The organism is Proteiniclasticum aestuarii (genome assembly GCF_017368455.1).
Lineage (GTDB): Bacteria > Bacillota > Clostridia > Clostridiales > Clostridiaceae > Proteiniclasticum > Proteiniclasticum aestuarii.
Genome location: NZ_JAFNJU010000003.1, coordinates 171781 through 190681 on the forward strand (window position 1 = coordinate 171781; position 18901 = coordinate 190681).

Consider the following 18901-nt stretch of genomic DNA (forward strand, 5'->3'; position numbering starts at 1 on the left):
AAGGATAGATAGATGAAGATTGGTAAAGAAACATGGGTGGAGATCCATGACATCGTATTGAAACCCGAAGAAAGAACCGGGAATCTGCCGGAGGAGACGAAGAAAGTGCCCCTGGAAATGAGGCTGAAGGGATTTCTTCTGGAAGAGGCGGAGCTTGGTGACAGAGTGAAGATCAGAACCGTCACAGGAAGAATCGTGGAAGGAACGCTTCTCAAGGAAAATCCTGTCTATGAACACGGGTATGGGGAAACCTTCATTCCGGAGCTTCTGACCATCGGACAGAACCTGAGAGCCATGCTGGAGGTGGATCATGAGTAGAGATAAGAGCTATGCCGCAGTGATGGCGAGAAAGAACGAGATCATGAAGAAGGCACTGGGTGTGGATTATGAGGAATATGAGCTCTCTGACATCGCCTTCGATTATGACTCTTTGATGGAAGATGTGCATCTCACCATGGAGGACATCAGAAGAATTCAGAGAGAAGTGTCTGTGGGAGATACACCACTGGTGGAGCTTAAAAATCTCACAGCTCTGGCGAGAAAATTCTCGGAGTCCGGCAAAGGAGCGCGAATCTTCATCAAGGATGAAGCGGGCAATCCTTCTGGAAGCTTCAAGGACAGAAGAGCCTCCCTTTCCGTATACAAGGCAAAGGAGCTGGGCTATAAAGGCGTCGTCACCGCCACATCAGGCAACTACGGCGCAGCGGTGGCTTCCCAGGCTGCAAAGCTTGGCTTGAAGTGCATCGTGGTCCAGGAATGCTATGACAGTGAAGGCATCGGTCAGCCGGAGATTCTGGAGAAGAGAAGAAAGTGCGAGGCCCTGGGGGCGGAAGTGATTTCACTCACCGTGGGACCGGAGCTTTTCTACACCTTCTTGAGCATTCTCGAAGAGACGGGTTATTTCAATGCTTCCCTTTATTCCTCCTTCGGTATCCGTGGCGTGGAAAGCCTGGGCTATGAGATTGCAGAAGAGGTGAAGGAGAAATACGGCAAGTTCCCGGAAGCGGTGCTTGTGACCCATGCGGGAGGCGGAAACCTCACTGGAACCGCCAGAGGACTGAGACAGGCAGGCGCGGAGGAGACGAAGGTCATCGGTGTCAGTGTGGACCTCAAGGGCCTTCATATGGCCTCGGATGTGGACTTCAACAAGAAGTCCTTCACCACCGGGCATACGGGATTCGGCATTCCCTTTGCCACCTTCCCGGACCGGAGCGATGTGCCGAGAAGTGCTGCAAGACCTCTGCGCTACATGGATGAATACTATCTGGTGAAGCAGGGAGAGGTCTTCTATATGACCGAAGCTCTGGCCCAGCTGGAGGGACTGGAAAGAGGTCCTGCAGGAAACACTTCCCTCACGGCAGCCTTCGCCATGGCGAGAACCATGAAGGATACGGATATTCTTGTGGTGCAGGAGACGGAGTACACAGGTGCCGGAAAGCATCCTTTAGCGCAGCTTTCCTTTGCAAGGGAAAGAGGTGTGGAGGTATACTTCGGAAACGCTGATGAAGAAGTGCCTGGAAAGAACATCATTCTTCCCAAGAGTCCGGAAGACATCAGGCTCCGGCCTGTGGACCTGGAGAACCTGAAACGGTCTCTCCTGAAGAACATCGTGGCAGACAAGAAAATCGAAAGAGTCACGGAGCTGGACCTCTTCTATCTGATGGAAGAAGTGCGCGCATCCTATGACTTTGTGAAGCTGGAGCTTCAGCTTCTTGGTGTGAATGTGGTTTTATAAGACAAATGAGAGAGTAGGGGTAAAATAATATGGCAGAAAAAAGAAAAGACGACTTCAATATAAGACGGGCGCATCTAGCGGAGCTCAGTGACGAAGAACTCAAGGCGAGATTCTTCACCCTGGCGGAAGAGATTGTGGAGCCGCTCATTGCGCTCTCAAAGAAAAGCACATCTCCCTCCGTGGAAAGGTCCGTGCTTCTTCGGATGGGCTTCTCCAGCCTTGAAGCGCGGGATATCGTGAATCATGTGCTGGATCTTGGCCTCATGGGCAAAGGCGCCGGCAACATCGTGCTGAAGACGGCGGAAAAGCTTAAGAAAGACTATCTAGAGGTCGGCAGGGAAATGGCTGAAGGAAAGCATCTGGATCTTGCACAGAATATCTTCAAGGGGGGTAAATAATGAAGCTTCAGAAGAATGAGAAACTGAGTGTGGAGGAAATACTGAAGGACCTGGAAAGCTATACCCCCAAAAGGCGTGGATGGCACTGGAGAGAGCCGGTGAAGGACCTGACCATGGGACAGTTCACCTACAAGGAAATGAGCAGACCCCTGACCCAGAGTGAAAGTCTCCCTTCCGCCAAGTATTTCGAGAACATCGATCCGCAGCCGAAGGCTGTGATCACCACGGAAATCGCATCAGGCAGGTTCGAGGATGACATCAGAAGAATGAGGATGGCCGCCTGGCATGGTGCAGACCATATCATGGTCATCAGAACTGCAGGTCAGAGCCACTATGATGGCCTAATTGAAGGAACCCCTCAGGGCATAGGCGGTATTCCCATCACCAGAAAACAGGTGAGAGCCCAGAGAAAGGCTCTGGATCTCATCGAAGAGGAAGTAGGCAGAGAAATCAACTATCACTCCTATGTTTCCGGTGTGGCAGGTCCTGAAATCGCCGTGATGTTCGCCGAGGAAGGCGTCAACGGAGCGCATCAGGATCCTCAGTACAACGTGCTCTACAGAAACATCAATATGGTCCGGTCCTTTGTGGATGCGGGCTATGCGAAAAAAGTCATGGCTTTTGCCCAGATGGCCCAGATTGACGGAGCCCATAATGCCAATGCCACGGCCAGAGAAGCCTATAAGGTGCTGCCGGAGCTCATGGTGCAGCATGCGCTAAACTCCGTATTCTCCGTGAAGGTGGGCATGGAGAAGGAAAACATCTGTCTCAGCACGGTACCGCCTACGGCACCGCCTGCGCCTTCCATGACCCTGGATCTTCCCTATGCGGTGGCACTCCGGGAGTTCTTCGATGAATATCGCATCCGTGCCCAGCAGAACACGAAATATATGGAATCCGACACTAGAGAAGCCACGGTGACCCATGTGCTGAATCTGCTCATCTCCGAGCTCACAGGCGCTGACATCCAGTCCACCATCACGCCGGATGAGGGTCGTAATGTACCCTGGAACTACAACAATATCGCAGCGCTGGCCACAGCCAAGCAGGCCTTCCAGGGCATGGACGGACTCATGGAAATGATCGAGCTGAAAAAAGACGGCTTCCTTCGAGACAAAACAAGAGAAATCAAAGAAAGAGCAGTGCTCTTCCTGGAAGAGATTCTGGAAGTGGGCGGATATTTCCATGCGGTGGAGAAAGGATTCTTTGTGGATTCAGGCTACTATCCTGAAAGAAACGGAGACGGCATCGTGAGAAAGGTCGATGGAGGCCTTGCGGCGGATACGGTCTTTGAAAAAGATGAGGACTATTTTGCGCCCGTGACCGGATTCTTCGGATACAACAATGTGGAGGAGAAATACGAAAGTCCTTCCGATGCCATCGGTGGAGATACACTGGAGCATAGGGAAAAGATCGTCTATATCGATGAACTGGACCCGGAAGACAATGTGAACAGGAGACTGGAGGAAACCAGGAAGTACTTCACCAGAGAGCACATCCGGCCAGAAGTGGAATGGGCAGGCGATGGTGTCATTCTTCAGACCATGATGCTTCCGGTGGATGAGATGACCGCAGAAGCGGCGGCTGTTGAAATCGGCAGAAAGATGGGGCTTCTGGATGTGGAAGTGGTCCATAAGGAAGTGCTTCAGGAAGCGGAAGGGACCTTAGTTGAAATCAAGGGAAGAATAGCCTTCTCGCTGGATGCGAAAGACCTGGTGATTCCGGAGAAACCGGAAGTGTTCTCGGACGAGGAAATCCGAGCCGACATCGAAAAGCAACCCATGAAGATCGTCGCAGGAACCCTTGGCAGTGACGAGCATTCCGTGGGTCTGAGAGAGATCATCGACATCAAGCATGGCGGCATAGAGAAATACGGCATCGAATCCATCTACCTGGGCACCTCCGTGCCTGTGGAGAAGCTGGTGGATGCGGCCATAGAGTCTGATGCCGATGCCATCCTGGCCAGCACCATCATCAGCCATGACAACATTCACTACAAGAACCTGAAGAAGCTCTGTGATACGGCGATCGAAAAGGGCGTCAGAGACAGACTCATCATTCTCGGTGGCGGAACGCAGATCATCAGCGACCTGGCATTGGATACGGGACTGGATATGGGATTCGGACGAGGAACCAAGGGGTCTCATGTGGCCACATTCCTGGTGAAAAAGAGAAGAGAACTTAGAGGAGAGGAGTAGTATCCCTTCTGGAGGAATCGAAAGATGAAAATAGATGTATTGGTTGCAGAAATCGGCAGCACCACCACGGTGGTCAATGCCTTTCATAATCTGAAAAGCGAGAATCCTGTCTTTCTGGGTCAGGGACAGGGGGTCACCTCCGTGGAGAAAGGGGATGTGACCATCGGTCTTCATGAAGCGATGGAGGACCTTAGAAGGAAGCTGGATGCTTCGGAGATTACCTATGACAGGTTTCTGGCCACTTCCAGCGCGGCAGGTGGGCTCAGGATGACGGTTCACGGACTGGTTCATGACATGACCGTGAAGGCTTCCAGAGAGGCGGCCCTTGGTGCGGGTGCCATCATAAGGCTGGTCACCTCCGGCAGACTGAAAAAATCGGATCTTCGAAGGATCATGGACATCAGGCCCAACATCATCATGATCGCAGGCGGACTGGACCATGGAGAAAGAGACACCGCGCTATACAATGCGGAGAAGATTCTGGAGCTGGGCCTTTCTGTTCCTGTGATCTATGCCGGAAATACGGACAATCGGGATGACATCGAGGAGATCTTCGCAGATTATCCAGGCAGACTGTATGTGACGGACAATGTGTATCCTCAGGTGGATGTCCTGCAGGTGGAGCCTGCAAGAAGAATCATCCAGGAAGTGTTTGAAGAAAACATCGTCCATGCCAAAGGCATGGAGAAGGTCCATGAGCTGGTCAATGGGAGAATTCTGCCCACGCCGGGTGCCGTGATGGAGAGTGCCAAGGTGCTGAAGGAGGTCCTGGGAGATCTCATGATCATCGATGTGGGCGGGGCCACCACAGATGTTCATTCCGTGACCAGAGGGTCGGAGGAGATCGCAAGGATTCTCCTTTCTCCGGAACCGGAAGCCAAAAGAACCGTGGAAGGGGACCTGGGGGTCTATGTGAACAGGAAGAATCTCATTGAGCGGATCGGAGAAGAGAAGATCTGTCAGGAGCTGAAGATTTCAGGTATTGATCTTGAAAAGCTCAAACCCATACCGGAAACACCTCTGGAGAAGGAGATCATCAGAAGACTGACCAGGGAAGCGGTGTTTGCTTCCGTGGAGAGGCATGCGGGCACCGTGAGGAATCTCTACGGAGAATCTTCAGGAAGGAAGAGTGTGGCGGAAGGAAAGGACCTGACAGAGGTGAAGTACATCATCGGTACAGGGGGAGCCCTCACCAGACTGGAGAACATGGAAGAGATTCTATCAGACATCCATCTGCAGGGCAGGGGACAGAAGCTGTATCCGAAAAAGGAAGCCGAGGTGCTTCTGGATACGGATTACCTGCTAGCTTCCTTAGGGGTTCTTTCTCTGCAGAATAAGGAAGCGGCGCTGAAACTGATGCTGAAAAGCCTGAAAATCGAGGATAAAGGAAGTGAACCTGATGTATCCGTGCATTGAAATCAATCTGGAAAAACTGGAAGATAATTCAAGAAAGGTCAACGGACTGCTGAAACCTCTGGGTATCAGTGTGATGGCTGTGACAAAGGGGTTCACTGCGGAAACCCGGATCGCCAGAGCGATTCTGGACGGAGGAGCAGATTACATCGCCGATGCCAGAATCAAGAATCTCATCAAGCTGAAGGATCTCCCCAGGGAGAAGGTGCTTCTCCGGCTGCCCATGCAGAGTGAAATCCATGATGTGGTGAAATACTGTGACTACAGCCTGAACTCGGAGCTAGACACCCTGAAGCTCATCGGAAAGGAAGCCACCTCGCTGGGCATCGTCCACAAGGTCATCATCATGGTGGATCTGGGGGATTACAGGGAAGGAATCCGGTATCACCGGGTGGAGCAGTTCGTGAAGGAAGCGGTGGAGATTGAAGGCGTGGCTATCCGAGGATTCGGTGTGAATCTGACCTGTTTCGGGGGCGTCATCCCCGAACAGACCACTCTGCAGAGACTGGTGGAGATCTCAGAAACCATGCGGGTGAAATATGATCTTAAGATCGACATCGTCTCAGGAGGAAGTTCCTCCAGCATCTATCTCATCAATGAGGAGAACGGGATTCCCAGGGGCATCAACAATCTGAGACTGGGGGAAGTGATTCTTCTTGGGAAGGAAACAGCCTTTGGAGAGCGTTTTGATGGACTGCATGAGGATGCGTTCATTCTCAAAGCCCAGATCATCGAGCTGAAGGACAAGCCGTCGGTTCCCCATGGACGAATCGGAAGAGATGCCTTCGGGAATATCCCCCATCATCAGGACCGCGGCATCATAAGGCGTGCCATACTGGCACTGGGGAAACAGGATGTGGACCCTTCAGGGATCATTCCCGTGAATCCGAATCTCAGCATACTTGGAGCAAGCTCTGACCACCTCATCGTGGATCTGTCGAAAGATAAGGAAGCCTATCAGGTGGGTGATATCATTTCGTTCTATGTGAAGTACGGGGGCCTGCTCAATGCCATGACTTCTCCTTATGTGGAAAAAGTCTATATCGAGAGAGATGACCGCTGAATAGGGAGGCTTTCCATAGTCGAGATACATCTGCTCTCGAATTGGCCATGACAGGTGGAAAATCGCCAATGTCAATGTAGAAAATATATTTCAAACAATTCGGTATTGTGTAAATGATTACAAGCTATAATTTCGAGATTTTTTTGTTGACCGGAACTTTTCTGCCAATTTAGAAATGGTTCATTTTTATGCTGTAAAATAAGGTTTACCAATATTTTTTTAGATGACATAATGAAAGTACTGTAACGAAACTATACATATTAAAAGGAGCGATTACATTGTCAAGAATTTTTAATTTTTCTGCTGGTCCATCCATGCTGCCTGAAAGTGTACTGGAAAGAGCCGCTGCTGAGATGCTGGAATATCAGGGTTCAGGAATGTCCGTCATGGAAATGAGCCATAGAAGCAAGGTGTATGACGGCATCATCAAAAACACCGAGAAGAAGCTGAGAGAGATCATGTCCATTCCGGACAACTACAAGGTATTGTTCCTTCAGGGAGGAGCGACGCTTCAGTTCTCCATGATTCCCATGAATCTCCTGGTGAAAAACGGAAAAGCGGATTACATCGTATCGGGAAGCTTCTCCGGAAAAGCCTACAAGGAAGCGAAGAAATATGGCGAGATCCATCTGGCTGCCACAAGCAAGGAAGACAACTTCAGTCACATTCCAACCCAGGAAGAACTGAATCTTTCCAAGGATGCGGATTATCTGCACATCTGTGAAAACAACACCATTTTCGGAACCACATATAATTATCTGCCGGAAACTGCAGGCGTACCCATCGTTTCAGATATGTCCTCCTGCATTCTGTCCAAACCTGTGGATGTGTCAAAATATGGCCTGATCTATGCAGGTGCACAGAAGAACATGGGACCTGCTGGGCTTACTGTGGTCATCATCCATGAAGACCTCGTAGGAGAGCCACAGGAGAAGACTCCTGTTCTCATGAGATATGATGAACAGGTGAAAGCGGAATCCATGTACAACACGCCACCAACCTATGCCATCTACATTCTGGGGCTGGTCCTGGACTGGGTGGACTCCATGGGTGGTCTTTCCGGTATGAAGGAGCACAATGAAAAGAAGGCTGCGCTTCTTTATGACTTCCTGGATGGAAGCAGGCTCTTCAAGACCAATGTGGTCAAGGAGAACAGATCCATGATGAACGTGACGTTCTTCACCGGGAACGAAGAACTGGATGCCAAGTTCGTGAAGGAAACCGCTGCCAAGGGATTCTCCAATCTCAAGGGTCACAGATCCGTGGGCGGCATGAGAGCATCCATCTACAATGCGATGCCAATGGAAGGTGTGGAAGCACTGGTGAAGTTCATGAAGGAATTCGAAGCTGCCAATTCATAGAAATCTGTTATTTAAGGGGGAAATCACATGATCAGAATATTAACCGCTGACGGAATGGAGCAAGGTGCCATCAGAACACTGGAAGACTTAGGCTATGAAGTCGTCAATGAGCACTACGAACTGCCGGAGCTAAATGAGAAAATCAAGGAATTCGACGTGATTGTCGTGCGTTCCGCAACCAAGATCAGAGAGCCGCTCATCGACGAGGCGCTGAAGTCAGGAAGACTGAAGCTCATCATCAGAGGCGGCGTCGGAGTGGACAACATCGATGTGAAGTATGCCGAAGAAAAGGGCATCGCCGTGAGAAATACACCCAATGCGTCCAGCGCATCGGTGGCGGAGCTTGCCATCGGACATCTCTTCACCATCGCAAGACACATGCACAGTGCCAATGTGACCATGAGAAAAGGCGAATGGAACAAGAAGAAATACAGTGGCATCGAGCTTGCAGGCAAGACCCTGGGACTCATCGGATTCGGAAGAATCGCAAGAGAAGTGGCGCTGAGAGCCAACGCCCTGGGCATGAAGGTCATCTACACCAACAGAAGCGGACACAAGCCTGAAAATGAACCCAATCGTTATGTGACCATGGAGGAGCTTTTCAAGGAAGCGGACTTCATTTCTCTGCATATGCCGAAGCTAGCGGACAAGCCCCATCTCATCGGCAAGGAAGAGATCGAAATGATGAAAGATGGCGTATATCTGGTCAATACAGCCAGAGGTGGACTCATTGACGAAGACGCTCTTTGTGATGCGCTGGACAGTGGGAAGGTTTCCGCTGCAGCCATAGACGTATTCAAGGAAGAGCCTACAAAGAATGAGAGAATCTACACCCACGACAGGATATCCCTGACACCGCATATCGGTGCTTCCACGGAAGAAGCGCAGCTGAGAATCGGTGAAGAGATCGTGTCCATCATCAAAGCGTTTTTCGCGTAGCGTAAAGGAGAAAAAGCATGGCAATAATCAGACCTTTTCAGGCAGTGCGGCCCCATGAAGATCTTGCAGATCGGGTTGCGGCTCTACCTTATGATGTAATGAATTCAGATGAAGCAAGAGAGATGGTCAAGGACAATCCCTACAGCTTTCTCCATGTGGACAAGGCGGAGATCGATCTGGATCCATCCATCGACCATTATGACCAGAGAGTCTATGACAAAGCGCGTGAAACCCTCATGAGATTCATCGAAGAGGGTACTCTGGTAAGAGAGGACAAGAAAGGACTCTATATCTACACCCTGGTGATGGATGGACATCCTCAGACCGGTCTTGTTTCCCTGGCCTCCATCGACGACTATCAGAACAATGTGGTGAAAAAGCATGAGTTCACAAGAGCGGAAAAGGAAGCGGATAGAATCCGTCACGTGGATGTGACGAATTTCCACACCGGCCCCATTTTCCTGACGTATGTATATAAGGAAGAGATCACGAAGATCATTGAAGACTACAAGAAAAACCATGACCCCATCTACGACTTTGTGGCGGAAGACGGTGTAAGACATTCAGCCTGGGCGATTCTGGAGGATGAGATCATTGAGACGCTTGTGGAGAAATTCAGCAGCGTGGAGTCTCTCTACATCGCAGACGGTCATCACAGAGCGGCTTCTGCCGTAAGAGTGGGAATGATGAGAAGAGAGCATAATCCCGATTATACGGGGGATGAGGAGTTCAATTACTTCCTTTCCGTGATCTTCCCAAGCAACGAGCTGAGAATCATGGACTACAATCGAGTGGTGAAGGATCTGAACGGATGTACCAGCGAAGAGTTCCTAAGGACCATCGAAAAGAACTTCACGGTGACTCCTCATGAAGGAGAAGGCCCATACAGACCCGAAGAGAAGCATACCTTCGGTATGTATCTGGACAAGAAGTGGTATAAGCTCACTGCCAAGGAGCACATCGTCTTTGATGAAGATCCGCTGAAGAGACTGGACTGCAAGATTCTGCAGGATCATCTGCTTCACCCGGTTCTGGGCATCGAAGATCCCAGAGTGGACAAGAGAATCGACTTCGTAGGCGGCATCAGAGGCCTGGAAGAGCTGGAAAGAAGAGTGGCGAAGGACATGAAGGTGGCATTCTCCATGTATCCCACAACCATCATGGATCTGGTTTCCATTTCCGATGCGGGCATGGTCATGCCTCCCAAATCCACCTGGTTTGAACCGAAGCTGAGAAGCGGACTGTTTCTCCATGATCTGGACTAGAGAAGAAATATTGTGACATAAAGACTGCCTGAATACGACTCCTCATGAAGGAGACGTCGGGCGGTCTTCTTTTCTTTTTGGCGGTCTCAGCGGTGACAAGCGTTTTTTCTATGCAAGGGAGAACAATATGGTTTATAATGTTGAGAGTATCAGATGGAGGACGAAGAAATGAAAAATAAAGCTGTGATTCTGGGTTCGAATTATTATATAGGATTGTCAATCATCAGATGTCTTGGAAAAGAGGGCATCCATACGGTGGCCATGGATTATGCCAGGGAGAACACCTATGGGGCAGACTCGAGATATCTCAAGGAACAGATCATCGTTCCTCATTACAAGAAGAATGAACAGCAGCTGCTGCAGTTCATGGTGGACTATGCAAAGAAAGAGAAGGAGAAGCCTGTGCTTTATCCCAGTGGAGACCCTTATGTGGAGTTCATCGACAGAAATTTCGATGCCCTCAAAGAAGGGTATCTCTTCCCCATGGATGTCAAAGGGAAATGGACGGACATCATGATGAAGGACACGCTGGAGAAGCTGGCTGTGCAATACGGCATGCCCATTCCGGAAAGCGTGGAGCTGAACGATCCGGCTATATTCGAGAAGGTGGAAAGAAGCATCGGATATCCCTGCATACTAAAGCCTACGGAATCTACCATGTTTGTGGCGAAGTTCCGTGTGAAGAACTTCATTCTGAACAGCAGGGAAGAGCTCACGAAGTACAGAGGCATCATACAGGAAAGCGGACTGGATGGAGTCATTCAGAGAATCATCCCAGGTTTTGATGATCACATGTACACCTACGATGCCTATCTGGACAGAAATTCCGAGGTGACCCACTGGATGACCTGTCAGAAGCACAGGCAGTTTCCCATCAATTTCGGCGCATCCGTGTACACAGAGCAGAGGCTGGTTCCGGAGCTTCATGAGATGAGCAGAGAATTCTACAGGAACATCGGATACAAGGGCTTCGGAGAAATAGAATACAAGAAAGATGAGAAGACAGGAAAATACTACCTCATCGAGATCAATACGAGAACCACGAATCTCAATAGTCTTCTGGAAAAAGCGGGGGTGAATTTCCCGCTGCTGGCCTACAAGGAAATGACCGGAGAGAAGATCGAGAAGGATAACAGGACCTATGATACCGGAATTCATTTCCGATACCTCTACGAGGATCTTCTGGCAATCAGAGAGTATGTCCGTGCCGGGCAGCTTACAAAAAGCCAGATCATGAAGTCTCTCTTCAGGCGCAAAGCGCCCGCAATCTGGAGTTTCACCGACCCGAAACCCGCCTTCGGTTTTCTGAAGATGGTCTATGGAAAGGTACGGAAAAGATCCGCCCGGTCCTGAAGAAGGGAATGAAAAAAAGCAGGATAAATAATCCTTGATTTAGTGTTGACTTCAGGAAGGTTTTCCTTTAAAATTAACTGTGTTGCTCGTAGATTCAGTTTTACGAGCAGCCTATATGGAGAGGTGGCCGAGTGGTCGAAGGCGCACGCCTGGAAAGTGTGTATCGGGGAAACTCGATCATGGGTTCAAATCCCATCCTCTCCGCCATTACCGTGCTAGACGGGGAGTTAGCGGTGCCCTGTAACCTGCAATCCGCTATAGCAGGGTGTAATCCCTAACCGAGGCTTGAACTTTCAGGGTCTGACCCTTAAAAGTGACGTTGATAAGTGGGTCCCACGCAACGGATGTCTATGAACCTCGTCAGGACCGGAAGGTAGCAGCGATAAATAGAATTTTTCGTGTGCCGTGGCAAACCTATTTTGAGTTTACTGTTCGGGTAACGCTTGAACGTTTACTGAACGGAGTTAGGTGCACGGTTTTAATTAAATAAGAAGCAATCCTCTGTCTGAAGTCAGGCAGAGGATTTTTTGCGTTTCCTATCATTCCACAGGTGCAGGAATCCCTCTCAGCTCATATCTGCAGAGCTTCTCGATTTTATACAGGTAATCGCTGATGCTCTCCAGGGTGGAAAGCATCTCCAGATAGATCAGCGAGGCATCCAGGGAGCATTCCTCATTCTCGAGACGATGGACATGACTGATGCTGTAGCTTTCCAGCTTGAGATCAATGGATGCGTGCAGGTTTTTCATTTCAACGAAGTCCGCTTCCCTGTAGCTGCTGAGGTTGGAGCAGGTTCTTTCATACATCTCATCCAGAAGTTCACTGACTTCTTTCATCTCACTTAATGCATCCTCCGTGAAAAACATCTCTTTTTCAACCCGATCCTTCTGGAGTTCCATGAGGTGACCGGTGTGATTGGCCATACGCTCCAGATATTTCGCTCCTTTTATGATGCCAGGCAGCATAATGGACTGGGTTTCACTGAGGGTTCTCTTGGACAGTGCAATCATGTAGTTGGTGAGATCCTTCTGCAGGAGAACGACATTTTTCTCCATGGATCCGACTTCTTTCAGGGCATCCAGATTGTTTTCCAGAATGGAGGAAAAGACGTTTCTGACCATGGTTCTGCTGTAGGCGGTTGTGCGCCTGAGCTCTCTGAGAGAAGCGCCAAGAGCCGCTACGGGTGTATCCAGAAGCAGTTTGTCCAGATAGCTTACCTGTCCCTTTTGTGAAGATTTCTTCTCTTTAATGATGGTCAGAAGAAGTTTCACGAAATAGTCGTTGAGAGGGAGAAAAATCAGTGCCACTACAATATTGAAGATGGTGTGGGAGTTCGCAATCTGCAGCTGGATGTTGGTGCTTCCCTGAACAGTCAACGTGAAGTATTCGATGAAGCGCACAAAGAGGTGCAGAAAGGGCAGCGCAAGAACCACGCCGATGACATTATGCAGAGCATGGCCCCAGGCGGTACGCCTTGCATTGATGTTTCCGTTAATGGAAGCGATGAGTGCTGTGACGGAGGTGCCGATGTTATCCCCAAGCATGAGAATCACTGCAGTGGTGAGAGAAATGAGTCCAGCGTTTCCAAGGAGAATCACGATACCCACGGTGGCAGAGCTGCTGTGGACAAGGGCTGTGGTTACGGTACCGATGAGGATGCCCAGAAAGACATTGGAGGCATAATGGGAAAAGAAGTACTGTATGGACTCGTTCTGCTGCATATAGGGAATCCCTTCATTGAGAATCATCAGTCCCAGAAGAAGAAATCCTACGCCCATGACGGAATGTCCGGCATTGATGATTTTCGAGCCTTTTCCCATGGTTTTCATAATAAAACCGATGGCCACAATGGGCAGAGACAGCTGAATCAGGTTGAAACTGAAGCTGAAGGCCATGAACTGGGCAGTGATGGTGGTTCCGATGTTTGCTCCGTAAATGATGCCGATGGCCTGGGAGAGCTTCATGATGCCGGAGTTGACAAAGCCTACGCTGAGAACGGAAATGGCAGTGGAGCTCTGAACAACGGCAGTGAGAAAGATTCCAGCCAGAAAAGCCTTCCAGAGCTTTCCGGTGAACCGCTCCAGAATCCGTTTCATCATGTTTCCGGACATTCTTTCAAGACCCTCTCCCATCATGTCCACACCATACATGAGAAGGGCTGTGCCGCCAACGATACCGAAAATGAACTGAATCATGGTGCATCATCCTTTGATAAATCCAGGTGAATAAATTAACAGGCTTATCTACTATCAACATACCACTAACTATCAGAATATTCAATGAAATCAAGAGAGGATAAATGACTGGAGATTCTTATGAACTTCATGATAATCCATGAAAAAGAGAGTCAACTCATGTATAATAAAAAGGTAAGAATTTTTAGGAAGCAGGTGAAAAAGTCATGGCATATACCGCACTGTATCGTGAATGGAGACCTAGAGTATTTAGTGATGTGATTGGACAGGAACATATCACCACCACACTCATTAATGAAATAAGAGCCAATCGCATTGGTCATGCCTATCTTTTCAGTGGAACAAGAGGAACGGGTAAAACCACCTGCGCCAAGATCATGGCAAAAGCACTGAACTGTGTCGATCTGAAAAACGGAGAACCCTGCAACAAGTGTCATATGTGCGTGAAAATCGATGGGGGCATGTCTCTGGATGTGGTGGAGCAGGATGCGGCCACCAACAACAAGGTGGATGACATCAGAGACCTGATTGATGAGGTCCAGTATCCGCCCCATGAAGGAAAGTACAAGGTATATATCCTGGATGAGGTGCATATGCTCTCTACAGGGGCTGTGAATGCGTTCCTGAAGACACTGGAAGAGCCACCCGAACATGTGGTATTCATTCTGGCCACGACGGATCCTCAGAAGCTTCCGGTGACCATTTTATCCAGATGTCAGCGGTTCGATTTCAAAAGGATCAAATATACGGAGATCGCAAAGCGTTTGAGAAGGATTGCCACAGAAAAGGGAATCTATGCGGAAGACCGTTCGCTGGATCTCATCGCCCGTATTTCCGATGGCGCCATGAGGGATGCGCTGTCCATCATGGATCAGGCCATCAGCATGGGAGAAGGGAAGCTCGATTACGAGGATATTCTGGATATGCTGGGTCTTTCCGGACAGGAGAATCTCTTCAGGCTTTCCGAGGCGATGCTTGGAAAGAACGTGAAGGAATCCATCCGGATTCTGGATGATGTGGTGGATGGAGGAAAAGATCCCTATAGCTTCACAAAGGATCTCATCACCCATTTCAGAAATATTCTGGTGGCGAAGATCATGCCCAATCCCGAAGAGGTCATAGACCTTTCCAAAGAGGATATTGAAGTGATCAGAAGGCAGGGCGATATCGCATCCAATGAAGTGATCACGAGAATCATCAGGCTTCTGCAGAAGGCGGAGGAACAGGCGAAGTTCAGCAAGCAGTCCAGAATTTATCTGGAGCTGGCCATCATCAGTCTCACGAAGAACGAGCTGGATGTGTCCCAGGAATCCGTTCTTGGCAGACTATCGGTCATAGAAGACTATCTCAGGCGCGGACATGTGGTGCCGAAGACCGATGAAGGGCAGAAACCCCAGGTAGCTGCTTCGACGGCTCCGGCGGCGGAGAAGGCGCCCGAGAGGAAGTCCAAATCCGATGAACTCACAAAGGCCGAAGAGCTGAAAGTCATGAAGAATGCGGTTAAAATCGAAGAAGAAGCGTTTAATGAGGACTGTAAGGTGACTCTGGACATGGTGAAGAGAAACTGGAAAGAGATCATGGAAGCGCTGAAAGCGAGAAGGCAGATGATCATCCAGGCTTCGATCATTGTAGGCCAGCCGGTGAAATGCGATCGCGGCGTGATCGAGGTGAGATTCACCAAGGAATACGCCTTCAGCAGAAAGAGGCTGGAAAAGAAGGAGAACAAGACTATTCTGGAAGAAGCGGCAAGCTCCATCCTGGGTGAGCCAGTGAAGTTCAGATTCAGCGTGGAGGGCGAACGTGCCCAGCAGGAGGAGGAATCCCCGGCAGAAACCTTTGATGATGCGCTGAAGAAATTCGGGATCGATGTGGTGGATGAGTAGCGTTGCAAGATCAGATGAGTTATAGTAGATTATAAAATGATGAAATATATGGAGGTATGAATTATGGCAAAAGGATTCCCAGGAATGGGTGGAGGAAACATGAACAACCTGCTGAAGCAGGCGCAGAAGATGCAGAAGGACATGGAGAAGAATCAGAAGGAGCTGGAAAGCAAGGAATACGAAGCTTCTGCTGGCGGCGGAGCCATTACGGTGGTCGTTACTGGTAAAAAGAGACTGCAGAGTGTCACCATCAATCCCGATGTAGTGGACCCTGATGATGTGGAAATGCTCCAGGACCTGGTCCTGTCTGCTGTGAATGCTGCAATGCAGATGGCAGACGAAGATGCAGAGAAAGTGATGGGTAAGCTGGCTGGAGGAATGCCGGGCTTATTCTAGGAGGAATATGAATGGATTTTTATCCAGTTGCCATTGAGAAGCTCATCGAGGAATTCGCGAAGCTTCCCAGTATCGGAAACAAGACAGCGCAGAGACTGACCCTGCATGTACTGAATCTGCCTGAAGATGAAGTCAGGGAGTTTGCAGAAGCGCTGATCAAAGCAAGAGGAACCATCAAGTACTGTCAGGTCTGTGGAAACTATACGGAGAAAGACCCCTGTGCCATCTGCGGCAATCCCAACAGAGACCATCATGTGATCTGTGTGGTGGAGCAGCCCAAGGATATCATGGCCATCGAAAGAGTAAGGGATTTCAACGGCGTCTATCATGTGCTTCATGGTAGTATTTCGCCCATGGCGGGACGAGGTCCGGAGGACATCAAGATCAAGGAACTGGTCCGAAGAATGTCCGGTGACATCAGAGAAGTCATTGTGGCGACGAACTCCACCATCGAAGGGGAGGCTACGGCCATGTATATCTCCAGAGTGCTGAAACCTCTGGATGTGAAGGTGACACGTATCGCCTCTGGTATGCCTGTAGGAAGCGACCTGGAGTATGCGGATGAAGTGACATTATCTAAGTCCTTCGAGGGCAGAAAAGAGATTCTATAAGCATAAAAAAATTGACCCATCAAAACAAAGTCATCCCAAAAATTTAAACACCCCTTAGAGCGAGAAGCAGCATCAACTGCCTCGCTCTTTTTTATTCCCAACCTTTCCCCAACCCTTCCCCCTTCCTTTGCGTCCTTGCGGACGCTCCCCCTATCCTCTTAATCCATTGGTACATAATGATTGCAGAGCTTACCCTAATCATCCACCCAACGATTAACCCAAGTTCATCCACTATCCCAATCATCACCCCATTCTTACACCACAATCCAATCATATCCCATTCATTTATCCTTCTTTGCGTCCGTAAGGACGCCTATATCAGGCACTTACTTTATTGAGACAAAAAAACAAGAAGGATTACAGAGTTTTTCCCTGATTCCTTCAAGCCTTATCCCAAGCCTTTCTCCGAGCATTTTACTCAGGCTATTATGGTCCTATGATATCTCGAATATTTCTATGAAATAGAGTGCAACACAATATCGCTAGAGTTGATTTGTCTAGCGTTCAATCATTTATACGAGGGATAACATTGAGAAAAGTGAGGGGCACAGTGAAAAAAGAGAGAAAAAGAGGGTGTTGATAATTGGGATAACTATATTCGATTTTTGAAAGAAATAGAGGGTAAAAATCTGTTTTGAAACAACTTTAAAGGTGGAAAAATAGGCAGAAACAAGAATTGGATAAACAATTGTGGAAATTGTGGTCAATTCAAGAATGGGGTAGATAGGGGGTTAGAGGGGTGGGAGAAGTACAACTTTATTGATAATTTGTGATGACATTATTCGTGGGTGACATAGTAGGAGATATGTTTTTGAGTACTTTTCCAGAACAGAACAGAAAGTGGAAAAATACGCAAAAAGTGGTTGTATTAAAATACAAATATAGTTGTTTCAAAGTACAACTTCAAAATTGACGATTGTACTGAGACTATTTTGCTGTGCTTATAGATATAAGTCATGAGTTAGCGTGTTGAATAGAAACGATTAATTATCACGCATATTGTTGAAATTTTCTATATATTTAGATTATAAGCAGTGGTACAATTAGATAGAGATGTAATGAATAATAATCATTATAAATGAAGTGAGGTGGGAGATGGATTATAAAAGTAATAAGTCATATGGTACTAAGTATTACAATACACAAAAGTCACTTATCACTGATAAATTTAGTAGATTACCTAATTGGTTAAGGTGGCTAGTGGCAGTACCTGCTGGAATTATTAGCTTTATATTGTTTTGGAGTATTTTTAGCTTTAGTTGGTTTTTTCTCTTTCAAACTAAAGCAAATAGTAACTATTTAGGATTATCAGTACAAAGTGTAGCTTTTGTATTGATACCTATCGTGGTTATTCACGACTGTATCCCAAAACATAGAATAATGATTACGATAGCTTTGGGAGCTCTTGCAATCATAATTTCAATAATGAATATTGGAGTCACATTAGTTTCAAGACCTTTTGAAATAGGGCTTGATTTCTTGATTGAAGATATTTTGCAGAATATATTAACCTCTATCGCAGGAGGAATAATAATAACATCTGTATTTGGTCAAAATTATAAAATATGTAAAAAGAATAAAGAGGAGAATATGTCATGAAACATCTCATTATTAATGGACTCGTTATTATAGGGTTAATTGGTTTAATTGTAGGATACCCATTACTAGCCTATGTAAGTGGGGTAGCTACAATATGGGACCATATATCTGAAGTTGCTAGTGGAGCACAGACATCTACATTAACTTTTTGGATAGCATTGCTTGTAGGTATCGGGATTGCCTCTAATAGTCCATTTAGTTGGTGGCAAGGCATTTTAATAGGGTTTACAATTGAAGGATTTATCATGTTAGTGTTATCTATAGCAACGGTTTTAATTTCAAATAGAAGATTTTAATTGAAAAAATTCTTTTAAATAATTATCCATTTAAAAGATTATCATTTTTTATTTGTGTAATTAGAAACATTCATTAATATAGTTAATAGACGAAACTTGACGTGATAGTCATGACAGCAATATTCCCATAATGTTTCGCGTGGCGAAACGGAGTGCCATAAAACTGTTGAGAACTAGTTGATATTGAAGTGACAGA

At 47.9% G+C, this 18901-nt stretch carries 16 protein-coding genes, 1 tRNA gene and 1 other RNA gene; 17 read left to right on the plus strand and 1 reads right to left on the minus strand.

Annotation, left to right across the window (positions count from 1 at the left end; translation table 11 throughout):
- The first annotated feature begins 12 nt into the window (after positions 1 to 12).
- The 12 genes from ortA (at position 13) to ffs (ending at position 12201) form a co-directional block, all read left to right on the plus strand.
- Positions 13 to 318: a 2-amino-4-oxopentanoate thiolase subunit OrtA gene (gene ortA, locus J3A84_RS05355; protein WP_207598978.1), complete on the plus strand. Its 306-nt coding sequence runs from the start codon at positions 13 to 15 to the stop codon at positions 316 to 318.
- A complete protein-coding gene (gene ortB, locus J3A84_RS05360; RefSeq protein ID WP_207598979.1) occupies positions 311 to 1735 on the plus strand; it encodes a 2-amino-4-oxopentanoate thiolase subunit OrtB in 1425 nt (474 codons plus the stop codon). Before ortA ends, ortB begins: the two co-directional genes overlap by 8 nt.
- 29 nt (positions 1736 to 1764) lie before the next feature.
- A complete protein-coding gene (locus tag J3A84_RS05365) occupies positions 1765 to 2133 on the plus strand; it encodes an ornithine aminomutase subunit alpha (RefSeq protein ID WP_207598980.1) in 369 nt (122 codons plus the stop codon).
- Positions 2133 to 4331: a D-ornithine 4,5-aminomutase subunit OraE gene (gene oraE, locus J3A84_RS05370; RefSeq protein WP_207598981.1), complete on the plus strand. Its 2199-nt coding sequence runs from the start codon at positions 2133 to 2135 to the stop codon at positions 4329 to 4331. Before J3A84_RS05365 ends, oraE begins: the two co-directional genes overlap by 1 nt.
- Before the next feature lie 24 nt (positions 4332 to 4355).
- The gene (locus J3A84_RS05375) at positions 4356 to 5747 is read left to right on the plus strand and encodes a GlmL-related ornithine degradation protein (protein WP_207598982.1); all 1392 of its coding nucleotides are present in this window, start codon (positions 4356 to 4358) and stop codon (positions 5745 to 5747) included.
- On the plus strand, positions 5731 to 6807 hold the full coding sequence (locus tag J3A84_RS05380) for an alanine/ornithine racemase family PLP-dependent enzyme (protein WP_207598983.1): 1077 nt from the start codon (positions 5731 to 5733) through the stop codon (positions 6805 to 6807). The genes J3A84_RS05375 and J3A84_RS05380 overlap by 17 nt, the downstream gene beginning before the upstream one ends.
- Positions 6808 to 7079: 272 nt before the next feature.
- Positions 7080 to 8168, plus strand: coding sequence for a 3-phosphoserine/phosphohydroxythreonine transaminase (gene serC / locus J3A84_RS05385; protein WP_207599091.1), 1089 nt, complete (start codon positions 7080 to 7082; stop codon positions 8166 to 8168).
- A gap of 27 nt (positions 8169 to 8195) precedes the next feature.
- A complete protein-coding gene (locus tag J3A84_RS05390; RefSeq protein ID WP_207598984.1) occupies positions 8196 to 9107 on the plus strand; it encodes a D-2-hydroxyacid dehydrogenase in 912 nt (303 codons plus the stop codon).
- Positions 9108 to 9124: 17 nt separating this feature from the next.
- Entirely contained in the window at positions 9125 to 10372 is a 1248-nt protein-coding gene (locus J3A84_RS05395; RefSeq protein WP_207598985.1) for a DUF1015 domain-containing protein, read from the plus strand.
- Between the two features lie 168 nt (positions 10373 to 10540).
- A complete protein-coding gene (locus J3A84_RS05400; protein WP_207598986.1) occupies positions 10541 to 11725 on the plus strand; it encodes a carboxylate--amine ligase in 1185 nt (394 codons plus the stop codon).
- Between the two features lie 117 nt (positions 11726 to 11842).
- A tRNA-Ser gene (locus J3A84_RS05405) sits at positions 11843 to 11932 on the plus strand.
- Positions 11933 to 11935: 3 nt separating this feature from the next.
- Positions 11936 to 12201, plus strand: an RNA gene (gene ffs, locus J3A84_RS05410) — signal recognition particle sRNA large type.
- A 63-nt stretch (positions 12202 to 12264) separates the two neighbouring features.
- Here ffs and J3A84_RS05415 read toward each other — a convergent pair.
- A complete protein-coding gene (locus J3A84_RS05415) occupies positions 12265 to 13920 on the minus strand; it encodes a Na/Pi cotransporter family protein (protein ID WP_207598987.1) in 1656 nt (551 codons plus the stop codon).
- Positions 13921 to 14126: 206 nt separating this feature from the next.
- On the opposite strand from J3A84_RS05415, the gene dnaX reads away from it, so the two are divergent.
- The 5 genes from dnaX (at position 14127) to J3A84_RS05440 (ending at position 18705) form a co-directional block, all read left to right on the plus strand.
- The gene (gene dnaX, locus J3A84_RS05420; RefSeq protein ID WP_207598988.1) at positions 14127 to 15803 is read left to right on the plus strand and encodes a DNA polymerase III subunit gamma/tau; all 1677 of its coding nucleotides are present in this window, start codon (positions 14127 to 14129) and stop codon (positions 15801 to 15803) included.
- 63 nt (positions 15804 to 15866) lie between these two features.
- Positions 15867 to 16199 carry a YbaB/EbfC family nucleoid-associated protein gene (locus J3A84_RS05425; RefSeq protein WP_207598989.1) on the plus strand — a complete coding sequence of 111 codons (333 nt, stop codon included), beginning with the start codon at positions 15867 to 15869 and terminating at the stop codon, positions 16197 to 16199.
- 11 nt (positions 16200 to 16210) lie between these two features.
- On the plus strand, positions 16211 to 16810 hold the full coding sequence (recR, locus tag J3A84_RS05430; RefSeq protein WP_207598990.1) for a recombination mediator RecR: 600 nt from the start codon (positions 16211 to 16213) through the stop codon (positions 16808 to 16810).
- Between the two features lie 1095 nt (positions 16811 to 17905).
- Positions 17906 to 18409: a hypothetical protein gene (locus J3A84_RS05435; RefSeq protein ID WP_207598991.1), complete on the plus strand. Its 504-nt coding sequence runs from the start codon at positions 17906 to 17908 to the stop codon at positions 18407 to 18409.
- Positions 18406 to 18705, plus strand: coding sequence for a hypothetical protein (locus tag J3A84_RS05440; RefSeq protein ID WP_207598992.1), 300 nt, complete (start codon positions 18406 to 18408; stop codon positions 18703 to 18705). Before J3A84_RS05435 ends, J3A84_RS05440 begins: the two co-directional genes overlap by 4 nt.
- Positions 18706 to 18901 lie beyond the last annotated feature (196 nt).